General features: G+C 63.3%; 15 protein-coding genes. 8 read left to right on the forward strand and 7 right to left on the reverse strand.

What is annotated here, in order from left to right; genetic code table 11:
- Nucleotides 1–4: 4 nt before the first annotated feature.
- Complete coding sequence (locus tag ABD928_RS05150) at nucleotides 5–1249, forward strand: APC family permease (RefSeq protein WP_345170153.1); 1245 nt, start codon at nucleotides 5–7, stop codon at nucleotides 1247–1249.
- Here the strand turns inward: ABD928_RS05150 and ABD928_RS05155 are convergent.
- Both ABD928_RS05155 and mnmA read right to left on the reverse strand, forming a co-directional pair.
- The gene (locus ABD928_RS05155) at nucleotides 1236–1703 is read right to left on the reverse strand and encodes an NUDIX hydrolase (protein WP_345166746.1); all 468 of its coding nucleotides are present in this window, start codon (nucleotides 1701–1703) and stop codon (nucleotides 1236–1238) included. The genes ABD928_RS05150 and ABD928_RS05155 overlap by 14 nt on opposite strands.
- Nucleotides 1687–2805 (reverse strand): tRNA 2-thiouridine(34) synthase MnmA, encoded by a 1119-nt coding sequence (mnmA, locus tag ABD928_RS05160; protein WP_345166749.1) that lies wholly within the window; start codon nucleotides 2803–2805, stop codon nucleotides 1687–1689. The genes ABD928_RS05155 and mnmA overlap by 17 nt, the downstream gene beginning before the upstream one ends.
- A 55-nt stretch (nucleotides 2806–2860) precedes the next feature.
- On the opposite strand from mnmA, the gene ABD928_RS05165 reads away from it, so the two are divergent.
- From ABD928_RS05165 to ABD928_RS05175, 3 genes are all read left to right on the forward strand, one after another.
- Nucleotides 2861–3193, forward strand: a complete 333-nt coding sequence (locus ABD928_RS05165) for a hypothetical protein (RefSeq protein ID WP_345166752.1) — start codon at nucleotides 2861–2863, stop codon at nucleotides 3191–3193.
- 17 nt (nucleotides 3194–3210) lie between these two features.
- Nucleotides 3211–3510, forward strand: coding sequence for a CtrA inhibitor SciP (gene sciP, locus ABD928_RS05170; protein WP_187714705.1), 300 nt, complete (start codon nucleotides 3211–3213; stop codon nucleotides 3508–3510).
- Between the two features lie 173 nt (nucleotides 3511–3683).
- The gene (locus tag ABD928_RS05175; RefSeq protein ID WP_187714706.1) at nucleotides 3684–3935 is read left to right on the forward strand and encodes a GlsB/YeaQ/YmgE family stress response membrane protein; all 252 of its coding nucleotides are present in this window, start codon (nucleotides 3684–3686) and stop codon (nucleotides 3933–3935) included.
- A 60-nt stretch (nucleotides 3936–3995) separates the two neighbouring features.
- Here ABD928_RS05175 and ABD928_RS05180 read toward each other — a convergent pair whose 3' ends face one another.
- Both ABD928_RS05180 and ABD928_RS05185 read right to left on the reverse strand, forming a co-directional pair.
- Nucleotides 3996–4715: an SIMPL domain-containing protein gene (locus tag ABD928_RS05180; RefSeq protein ID WP_187714707.1), complete on the reverse strand. Its 720-nt coding sequence runs from the start codon at nucleotides 4713–4715 to the stop codon at nucleotides 3996–3998.
- Nucleotides 4716–4813: 98 nt separating this feature from the next.
- Entirely contained in the window at nucleotides 4814–5074 is a 261-nt protein-coding gene (locus ABD928_RS05185; RefSeq protein ID WP_187714708.1) for a GlsB/YeaQ/YmgE family stress response membrane protein, read from the reverse strand.
- A gap of 207 nt (nucleotides 5075–5281) precedes the next feature.
- On the opposite strand from ABD928_RS05185, the gene ABD928_RS05190 reads away from it, so the two are divergent.
- The 4 genes from ABD928_RS05190 to ABD928_RS05205 are packed head-to-tail and all read left to right on the forward strand — an operon-like array spanning nucleotide 5282 to nucleotide 11371.
- Nucleotides 5282–6457 carry an efflux RND transporter periplasmic adaptor subunit gene (locus ABD928_RS05190; protein WP_345166761.1) on the forward strand — a complete coding sequence of 392 codons (1176 nt, stop codon included), beginning with the start codon at nucleotides 5282–5284 and terminating at the stop codon, nucleotides 6455–6457.
- A gap of 23 nt (nucleotides 6458–6480) precedes the next feature.
- Complete coding sequence (locus tag ABD928_RS05195) at nucleotides 6481–9642, forward strand: efflux RND transporter permease subunit (RefSeq protein WP_345166764.1); 3162 nt, start codon at nucleotides 6481–6483, stop codon at nucleotides 9640–9642.
- Between the two features lie 32 nt (nucleotides 9643–9674).
- Entirely contained in the window at nucleotides 9675–10946 is a 1272-nt protein-coding gene (locus ABD928_RS05200; protein ID WP_425569675.1) for a DUF445 domain-containing protein, read from the forward strand.
- Nucleotides 10943–11371, forward strand: coding sequence for a GNAT family N-acetyltransferase (locus ABD928_RS05205; protein WP_345166767.1), 429 nt, complete (start codon nucleotides 10943–10945; stop codon nucleotides 11369–11371). The genes ABD928_RS05200 and ABD928_RS05205 overlap by 4 nt, the downstream gene beginning before the upstream one ends.
- Here ABD928_RS05205 and murA read toward each other — a convergent pair.
- The 3 genes from murA to ABD928_RS05220 form a co-directional block, all read right to left on the reverse strand.
- Nucleotides 11368–12651 carry a UDP-N-acetylglucosamine 1-carboxyvinyltransferase gene (murA, locus tag ABD928_RS05210; protein WP_187714711.1) on the reverse strand — a complete coding sequence of 428 codons (1284 nt, stop codon included), beginning with the start codon at nucleotides 12649–12651 and terminating at the stop codon, nucleotides 11368–11370. The two genes, ABD928_RS05205 and murA, sit on opposite strands and share 4 nt — an antisense overlap.
- A gap of 47 nt (nucleotides 12652–12698) precedes the next feature.
- A complete protein-coding gene (clpS, locus tag ABD928_RS05215) occupies nucleotides 12699–13046 on the reverse strand; it encodes an ATP-dependent Clp protease adapter ClpS (RefSeq protein WP_398286376.1) in 348 nt (115 codons plus the stop codon).
- A 152-nt stretch (nucleotides 13047–13198) separates the two neighbouring features.
- Nucleotides 13199–13933, reverse strand: coding sequence for a phasin family protein (locus tag ABD928_RS05220; protein ID WP_187714713.1), 735 nt, complete (start codon nucleotides 13931–13933; stop codon nucleotides 13199–13201).
- Between the last annotated feature and the right edge of the window lie 16 nt (nucleotides 13934–13949).

Raw genomic sequence — 13949 nt, forward strand, 5'->3', positions numbered from 1 at the left:
CCGTATCGGCTTCGGTGGAGCGATCCTGCTTGCATTCAACGGTGCGATCGGCGCTTCGATTTTCGCGCTGCCGCAAACGCTCGCGAGCGATTTCGGCACATCTTCGCCGTGGCTGTTCCCGCTGGTCGGGCTCGCCTCGTTGCTCATCGCGATACCGTTCACGCGGTCGGTCGCCGCATTCCCCCAGAGCGGGGGACCCGCGACCTATGGCCGCGTTTTCGGACGGCTCGCCGGGTTCGAACTCGGATGGATTTACTACATCGCGCGGGCAACCGCCTTTGCCGCCAACCTTAACGTTCTGGTGTCCTATTTGGCACGCTGGCTGATCGGGGCCGACGCTGGACTGGCGAGACTTGCGCTGATCCTCGGCCTGGTCGCGGCTTTCACCGCGATCAACGTGTCGGGCGTAAAGTCGGCGATGCGGGTTCTTGGAGGCCTGACCCTGCTCAAGACTCTTCCGCTGATGCTCATCGCCTTCGCTGTGCTCGCCTTGGCGGGAGTTCCAGCACCCGGCCCTCTACCGCCGATCGGCGATGTGGAAGCCGGCGTCCTGATCGTTTTTTACGCCTTCGTCGGTTTTGAAAACGCCACGGTCACCGCCGGCGAGACGAGGGATCCCGGCCGTACCCTGCCGCAAGCGCTCTTGGCGACGATTGGTACGGTCGCCTTGCTCTATTTCATCGTCCAGCTCGCTTTCGTTGCCGTGTTTCCTGGGGGTCTCGAAGAAGGTGCGGACGCGCCGCTCCTGGCGCTCGGTGATTGGCTCATGGGTCCGCCCGGCGCTCTGGTAATCGGGCTCACGGCCATTTTCTCCACTGCCGGAAACCTGCACAGCAACATGGCCGCAACTCCCCGAGTGACATTCGCCATGGCGGAGCGGGGTGAACTTCCCGGGTGGCTCGCAAAGGTCAATCGCCGGTTCGAGACTCCCGTCGCGAGCATTGCCTTCTTCGCGATTCTCGTCGCGGCCCTGGCAGTGAGCGGGAGCTTCGTCTGGCTGGCGGTTATCAGCACGCTCGCGCGGATGATCATCTATTCGGTGACGATCCTCGCCCTGCCCCGCGCACCAGAGCGTCCGGCACGTTTGCGGGCTTCGCACTGGCTCCTGTCCGGCATCGGCGTTCTGATCTGCATTGCAGTCGCCGCGCAGGCCGACGCCAAGGCGAGGCTGACGCTCTTCGTACTAGCGGTTGCCGGTCTCGCGCTGTTCGGGCTGACCACTGCCACTCGCCTGGTTACCCGAGACTAAGCTTGGCCCCCAGGGCATCCAGAATCGGCAGCTGGCTCGGCAGCATCATCCGGCGCGCCTCGTCCAGCGTCATCCACCGGGCCTCTTCCGCTTCGGGATAGCTCTGCATCCGCCCGCTCCTGGGCGGCCATTCCATTTCGAATTCGAGGCTGCGGATCGAGCCCGGATCGAATTCACCCTCGGCAGCGAACACCTCGACCTTCTTCCCGCCGGCCTGGGTGACGCAGCAAAGCGGAAAGGGTACGCGCCCGAGCGCCGTCCCGGTTTCTTCCTCGAATTCGCGGATCGCCGCGTCGGCGGAGGACTCCCCGGGCTCAAGAGCGCCTTTGGGAATCATCCATGCGCCTTCGTCCTTGTGCCGCCAGAACGGGCCGCCGGGCTTGATCAGCAGGACCCGGGTAATGCCTTCATGCTCGCGGTAGAGCAGGATTCCCGCACTAAGCGGCGGCGGCATCCAGGGCTCCCTCGGCCACCGAGGTCGTCTCGGCGATCCAGCCTCCACCAAGCAGCCGCGTGCCGTCATAAAAGACCGCCGCTTGCCCGGGCGCAACGCCATATTCGGCACCAGCGAACTGCACCCGGTCGCCCAGGATTGTCGCCGGCACGGGCGGAGCAAGCGAGCGGACCTTCACACCGACGTCCGTCTGATCCTCGGCGATCCAGTTCATCTCCTCGATCCGCATTGAATCGACCGCGAGGGCCCGGCGCGGTCCGACGACGAGGCGCTGCTGCTCCGGCTCGATCCGTACGACGTAAAGCGGCTCCTTCTGCCCGCCGACCTCGATCCCGCGGCGCTGGCCCACCGTGAAGTGCACGACGCCTCGGTGGCTCCCCAGGACCTTCCCCTGCAGATCGACGATCTCACCCGCAGCGATCGTTTCCGGCCGAAGCCGCTGCACCAATCCCGCATAATCCCCGTCGGGAACGAAGCAGATGTCCTGGCTGTCCGGCTTGTTGGCGACGACCAAGCCCTCTTCCTCGGCAAGCCTGCGAACCTCGCGCTTGGGGAGGTCGCCGAGCGGGAACCGGAGGAAGTCGAGCTGCTCGCGCGTGGTCCCGTAGAGGAAATAGCTCTGGTCGCGGGCCGGGTCGGCGCCCTTGTGAAGCTCCACGCGGTCGCCGTTGACGACCCGCCGGACATAATGCCCCGTTGCCAGGCAGTCGGCGCCAAGCTCCTTCGCGAACGCGACGAGGTCCATGAACTTCACGCCCTGATTGCAGAGCGAGCAAGGGACCGGCGTTCGGCCGCGGGCATATTCGTCGGCGAAATGCTCGATCACGCTGTCGCGAAAGCGGCTTTCGTAATCGAGGACGTAGTGAGCAATTCCGAGCCGGTCGGCGACCATGCTGGCGTCGTAAATATCCTGGCCGGCGCAGCAGGACCCGCTGCGCTTCACCGCTTCGCCATGGTCGTAAAGCTGCAGCGTCACGCCGATGACCTCGGCACCCGTTCGTGCGGCGAGCGCGGCGACGACCGAGCTGTCGACGCCGCCGGACATGGCGACGACGATGCGTGCTTCGCGAACTTCGCGATCAAGGCCGAAATCAATCTGCATTGGAGCTATCTCGGCGCTCTTTACCTGAATTTCACCCCTCTCAGCTAGGCCGGTCGTGGAGTGGGTTGTTCAAGAGGGTAATTTGTCTCGGCCGGAGTCGAAATTCACCGCCGCGGGACTTGCTGGACTGGATGCCGCGGAGCTCGTTGCAGCTTTCGGCGCGCAGTCGGGCAGGACTTGCGACGATCGGACTTTGGCCATCGCCCGGCTCCTGGCGGCAAGCCCCGGGTGGGCGGAGGCACGGGATCGCGTTGGCGGTGCCTTTGCTGAAGCGGCGTCCGAGGAAGAGTCAAAGGACGTTAAGGGTCGTGAGGGGGAAATTAACCAGCGCGTTTCAGAATATCTTCAAGGGGCGCGGCTTAAGACCAATGCCATCGACAATGACTAAGCGGGTTTAACCAAGAGATGCTCGAGAACCAGAAGATTCGGCCAGCGCAGGTCATCGGACCGCTCGGAGAGCCTTTGACGCTCGACAGCCTTCCGCCTGCCAGCACCACCCGTTGGGTCGTCCGCCGCAAGGCGGAGGTCGTCGCGGCTGTTGCGGGTGGCCTGCTTTCGGTCGACGAGGCTTGCCAGCGCTACACGCTGAGCCTCGAGGAGTTCACGAGCTGGCAGCGCGCGGTCGACCGCAGTGGAATGCCCGGCCTGCGCGTGACTCGCATCAAGCATTATCGCGACCAGTACGAGCGCCAGCAGCGCTACTGACGCGGCTGTGGCTGATCGTTACGCGCAGTAATCTTTCGGCCTGTTCCGCGGGCAGTTAACCAAAAAACTGGACAGTTCCTTCCGAATCCGGAACAACCGCCCTGCATCAGCGTCTAGATGCCGGAAGGCCGCTGAGTAGTTACTGGCGGCCCACGAACAGGAGGGAACGCTACATGGGTATTATCATTTGGCTGGTCGTCGGTGGTATTTGTGGCTGGCTCGCCAGCCTCATCATGCGCACTGACGCTCAACAGGGCATCATCCTCAATGTTGTGGTGGGCATTGTGGGCGCTGTCATCGCCGGATTCCTCTTCGGTCAGAACATGAACCAGGGGATTACGGTCGAAAGCTTCCTTTACGCGCTGCTAGGCGCAGTGATCCTCTTGGCGATCGTCAACCTGATCCGTCGCGGAACGGTTCGCTAAGGTTCGAACATTCGGGAGAAACAAAGGCCGCTCGGGGCTCCCGGGCGGCCTTCTTCTTGATCAGCGCAGGTCAAATACCATTGAGACGGTGACCTGCAGCTTCTGCTCGCCGGGCAAAACCTTTGAGTCGGCGCTGGCGCGCGCTTCCATGAACATCGGGGGCGGTGCTGGCGGCGGCGGGTACGCGCCTCCTCCACCCTCGCTGACGGAAACAACCCGCACCACCTGCATTCCGAGCGATCGTGCATAGAGCGCGGCCTTCGCCTTGCCGTTCGCGATGGCATTCTGACGCGCCTCGTCCAGCGCCGCTTCCGGCTTGTCGATGGTCAGGTTCGGCCCGTTGATCTGGTTCGCGCCCTCGGCAACCAGCGCGTCGAGAATCTTCCCGCTGTTGCGGATGTCGCGGAAGCGGACCGTCACCTGATTCGTCGCCGAATAGCCCACGAGCTGGGGCGGCTGGTTATCCTGATAGCGATAGTCGGGATTGAGGCTGATGGCGCTCGTCTGGATGTCGCGTTCCGCAACTCCGGCTCGCTTCAATGCCGAAAGTACCCGATCCATGCGGGTACTGTTCTCCTGGATGGCCGAGCTCGCGGTGGCCTGCTTGGTCACAACTCCGGCCGAAATCACCGCGATATCGGGAACGCGGGTGGCTTCACCCGTCGCCGAAATGTCGAGGCGTGTTCCCGTGATCGGAGGCATTGGGGCCTCCGCCTGCGCGTTCGCCGCCATCGGCAGCGCGGCCGCGGTTAGCGCGAGGGCCGCCATTATGCTCTTCATTCAAACCTCCAAACTCGGAATCAGGAGGCGCAAGCGTCACATCAGCCGAATGGCTGTTCCCTGAACGCCGGAGTTACGTTTGCACCCGGGGAAAGGGCTCAGCCCCGCCTGGAAAGGACCAGTCGGTAAATCAGCAGGATCACGAAGGCGCCGACGATCGCGGCGATAAAGCCCGCACCCTGTCCGTCGGTGTACCAGCCGACGGAGCGACCGAGGAAGCCCGCCAGGAGGGCGCCGGCGATTCCGAGCAGGATTGTGATGATGCATCCGCCGGGGTCGCGCCCGGGCATCAGCAGCTTCGCGATCGCGCCAGCGAGACCGCCAATTACGATCCAGCCCAGGATACCGTAATGCTCCATATTCGCTTCCCCTTTCGTTTCGCCCGTGCAACGCAAGGGCACTGCAGTTTTGCGCCAACGCGTCTTCGCGACTCAAGTGCCGCCGTTAGTCGAAAAACTGTAGCGGGGCACGATTTGACAAGTTCAGTTGCGGCAACTGACTTATTCGCGTAATACAGTGCCGCCGATCCGCTGTAGTGAATCGCGAACAGGGCGAAAGAAGTGAGAATGAACCGGGAAACATCATCGTTCGAGAGTTCCGACACGCTGGTGGTCGTCGATCGCGCGCGCCGCCGCCGCATGATGTTCATCGCGGCGGGTGTCGCGGCAATCGTCATCATCGTCGCATTCATGCTGATGCGCGGGGGCAAGGATGAGCAGGCCGCCGCCGGCGGAGCGTCGGGCAGCGGCCAGGTGCCGACGGTCACCGTGGTGGTGCCCGGCAGGAGCGACGTACCCAGAACCGTGACGGCCAGCGGCGCGCTCGCGGCCCATCGCGATCAGCCGATCGGCATCGCCGGTTCGGGCGGTCGCGTCACCAGCGTTCGCGTCGATGCCGGCAGATGGGTCGGTGCGGGCGCCGTGCTGGCGACGGTCGATCGCTCGGTCCAGTCCCAGCAGGCCGCGCAGCTTGCGGCCCAAGTGGCGTCGGCGAAGGCAAACGCGCAGCTCGCCCAGAACAATTACGAGCGCGCGGTTGCCCTCCAGGGCCGCGGGTTCGTCTCCAAGGCAGAGATCGATTCGAAGCGCGCGGCGCGCGACGCCGCCAATGCCCAGGTCCGGGTCAGCCAGGCACAGCTGGACGCCACCCGCGCCGAGATCGGACGGCTGGACGTTCGGGCTCCTGTCAGCGGGCTGGTTCTCGCCCGTAATGTCGAGGTCGGCCAGATCGTCAGCCCAGGCACCGGGGCCTTGTTCCGGTTGGCCGAGGGCGGGCGCATGGAAATGCGTGCGCAGCTTTCACAGCAGGACCTCGTGCTCGTTCATGCGGGGATGCCGGCAAGCGTTACGCCGATCGGCACCGACCGCGCCTTCTCGGGCCAGGTCTGGCAGGTTGCGCCGATCATCGACCCTCAGTCGCGCCAGGGTGAAGTTAGGATCCTGTTGCCTTACGATCCTTCCATCCGGCCCGGCGGCTTCGCGGAAGCAAGGATCAATGCCGGCGAGACATCGGCTCCGCTGCTGCCGCAAAGTGCCGTGCTGAGCGACGACAAGGGCAACTACGTCTACATCGTCAACGCCAAGAATGAGGTCGAACGGCGCGGTATCAAGATCGGAACGATCAGCGATGCCGGCGTGACGATCGCCGAAGGTCTCACTGGTCAGGAGGCGGTCGTCCTGTCGGCTGGCCCCTTCCTCAACCCCGGACAGAAAGTCTCGCCGAAGCGTCAAAGCGCAAGGTGAGGATCGAGTAAGGCTCAGTCGCGATGAATTTCCGTAACATCTCAGCCTGGTGCATTCGCAACCCGGTCCCGCCGATTGTCTTCTTCGCCGGCCTGCTGCTGGCCGGCATCGTCTCCTTCATGGGGATGCAGGTTAACAACAACCCGGACATCGATTTCCCGGCGGCGCAGGTGAACATCTCCCAGCCGGGCGCGGCACCTTCGGAAATGGAAACGCAAATTACGCAGCGAGTGGAATCGGCCATTCGCGGCGTGAACGGCGTCGATGAGATCAACAGCTCGATCCGCGAGGGGAACAGCAACACCTTCGTCCAGTTCGAGATCGGAACGCCGACCGACCGCGCGGTCAACGATATCCGCGACGCACTCGCGCAGATTCGCGGCGACCTGCCGGAAGGCATCCTCGAGCCGCAGATCAGCCGCGTCGACATCGCCGGCGATCCGATCGTCTTCGTTGCCGCCGAGACGTCGGACATGAGCCTTGAAGAGCTCAGCTGGTACGTCGACAACACCGTGGCCAAGCGCCTCCTCGGCGTCGAAGGCATCGCGGCGGTCTCCCGCGAGGGCGGCGTCGATCGCCAGATCCGGATCATCCTCGACCCTGCCGCGCTCCAGGCGCAGGGCATTACGGCCGCGCAGGTCAACCAACAGCTTCGCCAGACCAATCTCAATGCCGCGGGCGGGCGGGCCGAGATTGCCGGATCGGAGCAGTCGGTCCGCGTGCTCGGTAATGCCCGCGATGCCTATGAACTCTCGCAGACGCAGATCTCGGTCCCAGGAGGACGGACTGTTCGGCTCGCCGATCTTGGCGAAGTGCGGGACGCCTATTCCGAACAGCGCACTATCGCGAAGATGAATGGCCGCCAGGTCATCAGCTTCAACGTCCAGCGCTCCAAGGGCTCATCCGAGGTCACCGTCTACGACAAGACCTGGGAAGAGTTGAAAAAGATCGAGAAGGACGATCCGCGCATCCACTTCTCGGAAATCTCGAACAACGTCGATTACACCATCGCTCAATATCATTCGGCGATGGAAGGTTTGTGGGAAGGCGCGGTCCTCGCCGTCCTGGTGGTCTTCCTGTTCCTTCGCGATATTCGCGCTACGCTGATCTCGGCTCTCGCTATTCCGTTGTCCGCAATCCCGGCGTTCTGGTTCATGAGCCTGATGGGGATCACGCTGAACGGCCTGTCGCTGCTGGCCCTCAGCCTCGTCGCCGGCGTGCTGGTCGACGACGCGATCGTCGAGATCGAGAACATCGTCCGACACATGCGGATGGGCAAATCGGGGTATCAGGCTTCGATCGATGCGGCCGACGAGATCGGTCTCGCCGTTCTCGCGACGACAATGTCGATCGTCGCGGTCTTCCTGCCGGTCGCGCTCATGCCGGGCATTTCGGGGCAGTTCTTCAAGGCATTCGGCTTCACCGTCGTCATCGCGGTCCTGATGAGTTTGCTCGTCGCCCGAATGATCACGCCAATGATTGCCGCCTACTTCCTGCGTGCCAAGGGCATTCAGCCGCACGCGTCCGGCCCGATGATGAACAAGTATCTGGACATCCTGAAGTGGAGTCTCAGCACGGAGCGGGCGCGCGCCTACCGCGAGCGGAAGCCCGGGGCGATCCGGGCCGTGCTGTCCATGTTCCGCGATCATCGCGTCTGGATGGTCGGCGTCGGCCTTGGACTGTTCGTCCTTCAAGGTGTCCTGTTCGCCACGCTTTCGATCACCTTTCAGCCGGCGATGAATTTCGATTTTTCGAACGTGCGCATCGGCATGGCGCCGGGATCGACGCTCGAGCAGACCGAGGCCGTCGTCGACCGGACCGCGGCGATCGTAATGAAGGATCCGGACGTCGAGAAAGTGTTCGAGCGCGTCTATGTCGGCTCGGGCTACGTCAATATCGTCCTCAAGAAGGACCGCAAGAAGACCAGCACGGAATTCGAACGCAGCCTGGGGCCGGAAATTTCGGCAATTCCGGACGCGCAGGTCAACTTCCTCAGCCAGAATGGTGGCGGACCTGGCGGCGCTGCCCGCGATATCATGCTATATCTTGGCAGCGACAATCCCGTCCTGCTCTATGAAACGGCGAACAAGATTTCCGACGAAATGGCGAAGTTGCCAGGGCTGCGCGCACCCCGCGTCGCAGGCGACCTCGTCCGTCCCGAAATCACGATCAAGCCCCGTTTCGATCTCGCCGCCGATCTCGGCGTGACCACCACCGCTCTTAGCCAGACGATCCGCATCGCGACCTTGGGCGATATCGAGCAGAACAGCGCCAAGTTCTCGCTCGCCGATCGCCAGGTGCCGATCATGGTGTCCCTATCGGAGAGGAGCCGTCGTGATCTGGCAACGCTCGAGAACCTCCCGGTCCCGACTTCAAGCGGCGGTTCAGTACCCCTGAAGTCGGTCACGGAGATCGGGTTCGGCGCTGGCCCCACCACGGTCCAGCGCACCAACCAGATTCGCCGTATCGCGATCGGTGCGGACTTGGCGCCCGGTCTCGTGTCCGGCGACGTCTGGCCGAAGATCAACGAGCTGCCGACGGTGAAGAACCTTCCGCGCGGCGTGAACAAGCTCGATCTGGGCGACCAGAAATGGCAGGCCGAGTTGTTCTATTACTTCCTGATCGCGCTCGGATCGGGCGTCTTGCTCGTCTTCGCGGTGCTGGTGCTGCTCTACCGACGCTTCCTCGCTCCGTTCGTGAACATGGGGTCGCTTCTGATCGCTCCGCTCGGAGCTGCCATCGCACTCCACATCACGGGCAATCCGCTATCGATGCCGGTGTTCATCGGAATCCTGATGCTGTTCGGCATCGTTGCCAAGAACTCGATCCTGCTGGTCGATTTCGCGGTCGAGATGATGAACCACGGAATGCCCAAGGATGAGGCGATTTATGAAGCCGGGCACAAGCGCGCCCAGCCGATCGTGATGACGACCGTCGCAATGGTCGCGGGCATGGTTCCCATCGCGCTATCCCTGACGGGCGATTCGAGCTGGCGCGCACCGATGGGCGTCACCGTGATCGGCGGCCTGATTTTCTCGACGATCCTGACCCTGCTGCTGGTCCCTGCCTTCTTCTCGATCGCCATCGACATCGAGCAGTGGATTGGGCGGAGATTCCACAAGATGGTCGGCCAGGGCGCACACCGCGCGCCCTCGTCAGGGCAAGCGCCGCAACCCGCGGAGTGAACCGGCGGCCAAGCTCGTCTATTGATGGGCCGATGGATGCGAGAACTCAGTCCCGGAATGCCCTAGCGCGGTTCAACCCGGCGCAGCCCGGTGCTGCCGGAATGAAGCTGGCCGCGACCGGACTTCTCGTCCTGATGGCCGCGTTGTTTTTCGTGACGCGCGCATACGAGCAGCAGTATCCGTGGCTGTCGTACGTGAAGGCGTTTTCTGAAGCGGCAATGGTCGGTGGCCTTGCAGACTGGTTCGCAGTCACCGCGCTCTTTCGCCACCCGCTCGGCCTGCCCATCCCGCACACGGCGATCATTCCGAGGAACAAGGATCGCATCGGCGAAGCGCTCGCGAACTTTATCCGTGAGAACTTCCTCATCCCGTCAGTGGTCGCCCGGCGCATGCGCAACATCGACGTGGCCGGAGCCGTCGGCCGTTTCCTGCAAACCCCTGCGGGAGAGGGCACCCGCATCCGTGCCGGCGCGTCCCGCCTGATCGCCGACGTCTTCGAAGGTCTCGACGACGAGCGGCTGGGCGGCATCGTCAAGGGTGCAATCTCGACCCGCATCCGCAAGATGGAGGTATCGCCGCTCCTCGGCCATGCGCTGGCGTCAGCGATCAACGAGGATCGCCATGTTCCGATGCTCGAGGCCGCGATCCGCTGGACCGCGCGAGCCCTCGAAGCGAACGAGCCCCTGATCCGGGAGATGGTGCAAAAGAAGGCCAATTGGGCCCTCAAGTTGGCCGGGCTGGATGCCAAGCTCGCCGACGCGATCCTCGACGGACTGCGCAAGCTCACGGTCGAAATGTCAACCGATCCCGCCCACCCCGTTCGCGTGAAGGTCGAGGAAGCGCTCGCCCAACTTGCCAACGACCTCCAGACGCGTCCGGAAACACGGAAGCGGGTGGAGGCGATCAAGGAGCAGCTTCTCGATAATCGATCGGTCAGCCTGTGGCTCGACACCTTGTGGCAGAAGTCGCGCGAGGCGGTGATCAAGGCGGCGCGCAATCCCGATGCCGCTTTTGCCGGCAAGCTCGGAGAGGTGCTGAAGTCGATGGGAACGACGCTGGAAAGCGACGCCCGCATCCGCGCCGCCATCAACCAGTTTGCCCGCCGCGCTGTCGTCGGCATGTCCGCGAGCTACGGCGGATCCATGGTCAAACTGGTGTCGGAGACCGTGCGAGGCTGGGATGCGGGGACGGTGACGGCGCGCCTGGAAAGCGCGGTGGGCCGCGACCTCCAATACATCCGCATCAACGGTACCCTTGTCGGCGGACTCGTCGGTGTCGCCATTCACGTTCTGGATACGCTTTGACGATCGTCATCCGCGAAGCCCGAGAGTCGGACGCACCGCGGCTCGTCGAACTCATCATTGCCCTGGGACATCCCATCGAAGAGGCGGATGTCCGTCGTAATCTCGAGATCCTTGGGAAGAATGAGATCCTGCCCCTGGTCGCCACGGATGCCGAGCGAGTGATCGGCATGTGCGGCCTGTCAGCCATGGTGACCGTCCATCGTCCGGCACCCGTCGGCCGGGTTTCAGTAATGATTGTCGACGAGAGCTATCGCGGACGCGGAATTGGTGCCTTGCTCATGGCCGAAGCGGAGAAGCGCCTCTCCGCGCACGGATGCCATATCCTGGAAGTGACGAGCAACGTCAGCCGCGAGCGCGCCCACCAGTTTTACGAAAAGCTCGGGTACGAACGTACGAGCTACCGCTTCATGAAGACGCTAGCCTAGCCGGCGCTGCGCCGCTCGATCGTCGCCCCGACGGCACTGAGCTTTTCTTCCAGTCGCTCATAGCCACGGTCGAGGTGATAGACGCGCAGAACCTCCGTCTCACCCTCAGCAGCCAGACCGGCTAGGATCAGACTCATCGAGGCACGAAGGTCGGTTGCCATGACTTGCGCGCCGGTCAGCTTCGGCACGCCGTGAACAACTGCGGAACGGCCGTGAATTTCGACCTCCGCGCCCATGCGGCGCAGCTCGGGCACGTGCATGTAACGGTTCTCGAAGATCGTCTCTTCGAGGAAGCTCTGGCCCTCTGCCCGGCACAGCATCGCCATGAACTGAGCCTGCATGTCCGTGGCGAAACCAGGGAACGGAGATGTCGAAAGCGCCAACGGCTTGAGCCCACCATTCGCGCTTACCCTGATGCCCTTTTCGTGGAACTCAATGACGAGGCCGGCCTGGGCAAGCGCATTGAGCGTGGCCTGCATGTCGTCCGGCCGGGCGCCAATCAGGTTGATCGACCCGCCCGTCAGCCCGGCAGCGCAGGCGTAGCTACCGGCTTCGATGCGATCCGGCATGACTTCGTAAGTCGTTCCATGAAGGCCCTCGACGCCGTCAACGATCAGGTGCCCCGATCCGATGCCTTCGATCTTTGCGCCCATGGCAACCAGAAGATTGCAGAGATCGACGATCTCCGGCTCACGGGCAGCATTGAACAATTGAGTCCGCCCGTTTGCCAGAACCGCCGCCATCAGCACGTTCTCGGTGGCGCCGACCGACACGACCGGAAAGCTGTAGTCCCCTCCCGTGAGCCGACCCTTGGGCGCCGAAGCCTTCACGTAGCCGGCAGCCAGTTCGATTTCGGCGCCGATTGCTTCTAGCGCCTTCAGGTGAAGGTCGATCGGTCGATCGCCGATGGCGCAGCCGCCCGGCAGCGATACCGTGGATTCGCCAGCGCGCGCCAGCATCGGCCCCAACACAAGGATTGAGGCGCGCATCTTGCGCACCATGTCGTACGGCGCGACCGTCGAGCTAATGTCACTGGCCTGGAAGGTGACCTTCCGTCCGAACTCGCCCTTCTTGACGCCCGCGACGCTGGTCGAGACGCCAAGCTGGTTCATCAAATGCCCGAAGCTGTCGACATCCGCGAGCCGCGGCAGGTTGGCGAGGGTCAGCTTCTCCTCGGTAAGGAGGGCGCAGGGTATCAGGGTCAGCGCAGCATTCTTCGCGCCCGAAATGGGAATGTCGCCCTTGAGCGTGCTGCCGCCCTTGATCCAGATACTGTCCATCGGCGCGCTTTAGCGCCGATCAGCGGACTCGCAAGCAGCGGTAGGGCTCAGGCCTTTTCGAGAGTGCACTGCAGCGGGTGCTGATTTTCCCGCGCGAAGTCGATCACCTGGCTGACCTTGGTTTCGGCGACTTCGTAAGTGAACACACCGCAGACGGCGATTCCCTGTTGATGCACCTGCAACATGACGCGGGTCGCGTCCTCGATTCCCATTGAGAAGAATTGTTGCAGCACCAGGACGACGAACTCCATCGGAGTGTAATCGTCGTTCAGCATCAGGACTTTGTAATTGCTCGGTTTCTTGGTGCGCGGGCGCGTGCGCGTGGCGACACCTGTTTCCATGTCGCCAACGCCGCCATCATCAGGCTCGTCTGTCATCGTCCAACGCATACCCATAACACCCCTAAGATATGGCAAGCGGCGAACGCCTCGCAAGGAGGCTAGTGGCCGGGAGCGTCCAAAAAAGCGTCGGGCACAAAAAAAGACGGCCGCCCGGGGAGAGAGGTGGGCGGCCGTCTGGTCATTGCCTGATCAGGAGGGGAGAGGCGTCAGGCAACAAGCTTGTTGATACGCTCCGCGTTCAGCGTGGCGCGGGTCTGGATCGGCTGGATGGCCTCACCCGCGAGCTTCACGAACGTCTCGGTCAAACGCGAGCTCTCGGCGACGAAGCGGTCGAACTGCGCACGAGCGAACTCGCTCTGCAGCTGAAGGAACTCGCTGGCCGACTTGGCTTCGGCGAGGGCGCGGACTGCGTCAGCAGCCTTCTCCACGCCTTCACGGCTGGTCTCGACGACGTCCTGGCCGAGCGACTTGGCGCCTTCGACGGCAATCTTGCCGGCGTCGACAAGCGCTTCGACGTTGGCCTTGCTGACTTCCGTCAGCTCTTCCATCGCCTTCTGCGAACGCTTCACGACTTCCTGGCCACGCTCGCCGGCGTCGGCGAACAGCGTCTGGAACGAACCCGTGTTGGGGAGGGCGTTGAAGCCCGCAAACCAGTTGTTGGTGGTCTTGGTCACAGTCTCAATCCTTTCCTGGGCCACGCGGGGCTTACGAGCACCGGCGACCTTTGCAGCGCGGCGCGGCTTGGCGCGGCGAGCGGTTTTCACAGCCGAGCGGGTGGCTTTCGCCTGACGCTTGGTGGCCCGTGCCACCTTCGAGGTCGTCCGCTTGGTAGTCTTCACGGCAACGGCCGGAACCTCTTTCGCAACCTCGCCTGCGGCTTCAACCGCCTTGGTGGCGACCTCCGCGCTGGTGTCGATTGCCGTCTGAGTTTCGTCTGCCATTGCTACAATTTCCTTC

The sequence above is a fragment of the Sphingomonas daechungensis genome, from assembly GCF_039543105.1.
GTDB classification, from domain to species: domain Bacteria; phylum Pseudomonadota; class Alphaproteobacteria; order Sphingomonadales; family Sphingomonadaceae; genus Sphingomicrobium; species Sphingomicrobium daechungense.

What these genes read in the sequence shown, in the direction of transcription:
- ABD928_RS05155 (WP_345166746.1), bottom strand. Translation starts at nt 1,703, where the DNA reads ATGCCGCCGCCGCTTAGTGCGGGAATCCTGCTCTACCGCGAGCATGAA.
- mnmA (WP_345166749.1), bottom strand. Translation starts at nt 2,805, where the DNA reads ATGCAGATTGATTTCGGCCTTGATCGCGAAGTTCGCGAAGCACGCATC.
- sciP (WP_187714705.1), top strand. Translation starts at nt 3,211, where the DNA reads ATGCTCGAGAACCAGAAGATTCGGCCAGCGCAGGTCATCGGACCGCTC.
- ABD928_RS05175 (WP_187714706.1), top strand. Translation starts at nt 3,684, where the DNA reads ATGGGTATTATCATTTGGCTGGTCGTCGGTGGTATTTGTGGCTGGCTC.
- ABD928_RS05180 (WP_187714707.1), bottom strand. Translation starts at nt 4,715, where the DNA reads ATGAAGAGCATAATGGCGGCCCTCGCGCTAACCGCGGCCGCGCTGCCG.
- ABD928_RS05185 (WP_187714708.1), bottom strand. Translation starts at nt 5,074, where the DNA reads ATGGAGCATTACGGTATCCTGGGCTGGATCGTAATTGGCGGTCTCGCT.
- ABD928_RS05190 (WP_345166761.1), top strand. Translation starts at nt 5,282, where the DNA reads ATGAACCGGGAAACATCATCGTTCGAGAGTTCCGACACGCTGGTGGTC.
- ABD928_RS05195 (WP_345166764.1), top strand. Translation starts at nt 6,481, where the DNA reads ATGAATTTCCGTAACATCTCAGCCTGGTGCATTCGCAACCCGGTCCCG.
- ABD928_RS05200 (WP_425569675.1), top strand. Translation starts at nt 9,675, where the DNA reads ATGGATGCGAGAACTCAGTCCCGGAATGCCCTAGCGCGGTTCAACCCG.
- murA (WP_187714711.1), bottom strand. Translation starts at nt 12,651, where the DNA reads ATGGACAGTATCTGGATCAAGGGCGGCAGCACGCTCAAGGGCGACATT.
- clpS (WP_398286376.1), bottom strand. Translation starts at nt 13,046, where the DNA reads ATGGGTATGCGTTGGACGATGACAGACGAGCCTGATGATGGCGGCGTT.
- ABD928_RS05220 (WP_187714713.1), bottom strand. Translation starts at nt 13,933, where the DNA reads ATGGCAGACGAAACTCAGACGGCAATCGACACCAGCGCGGAGGTCGCC.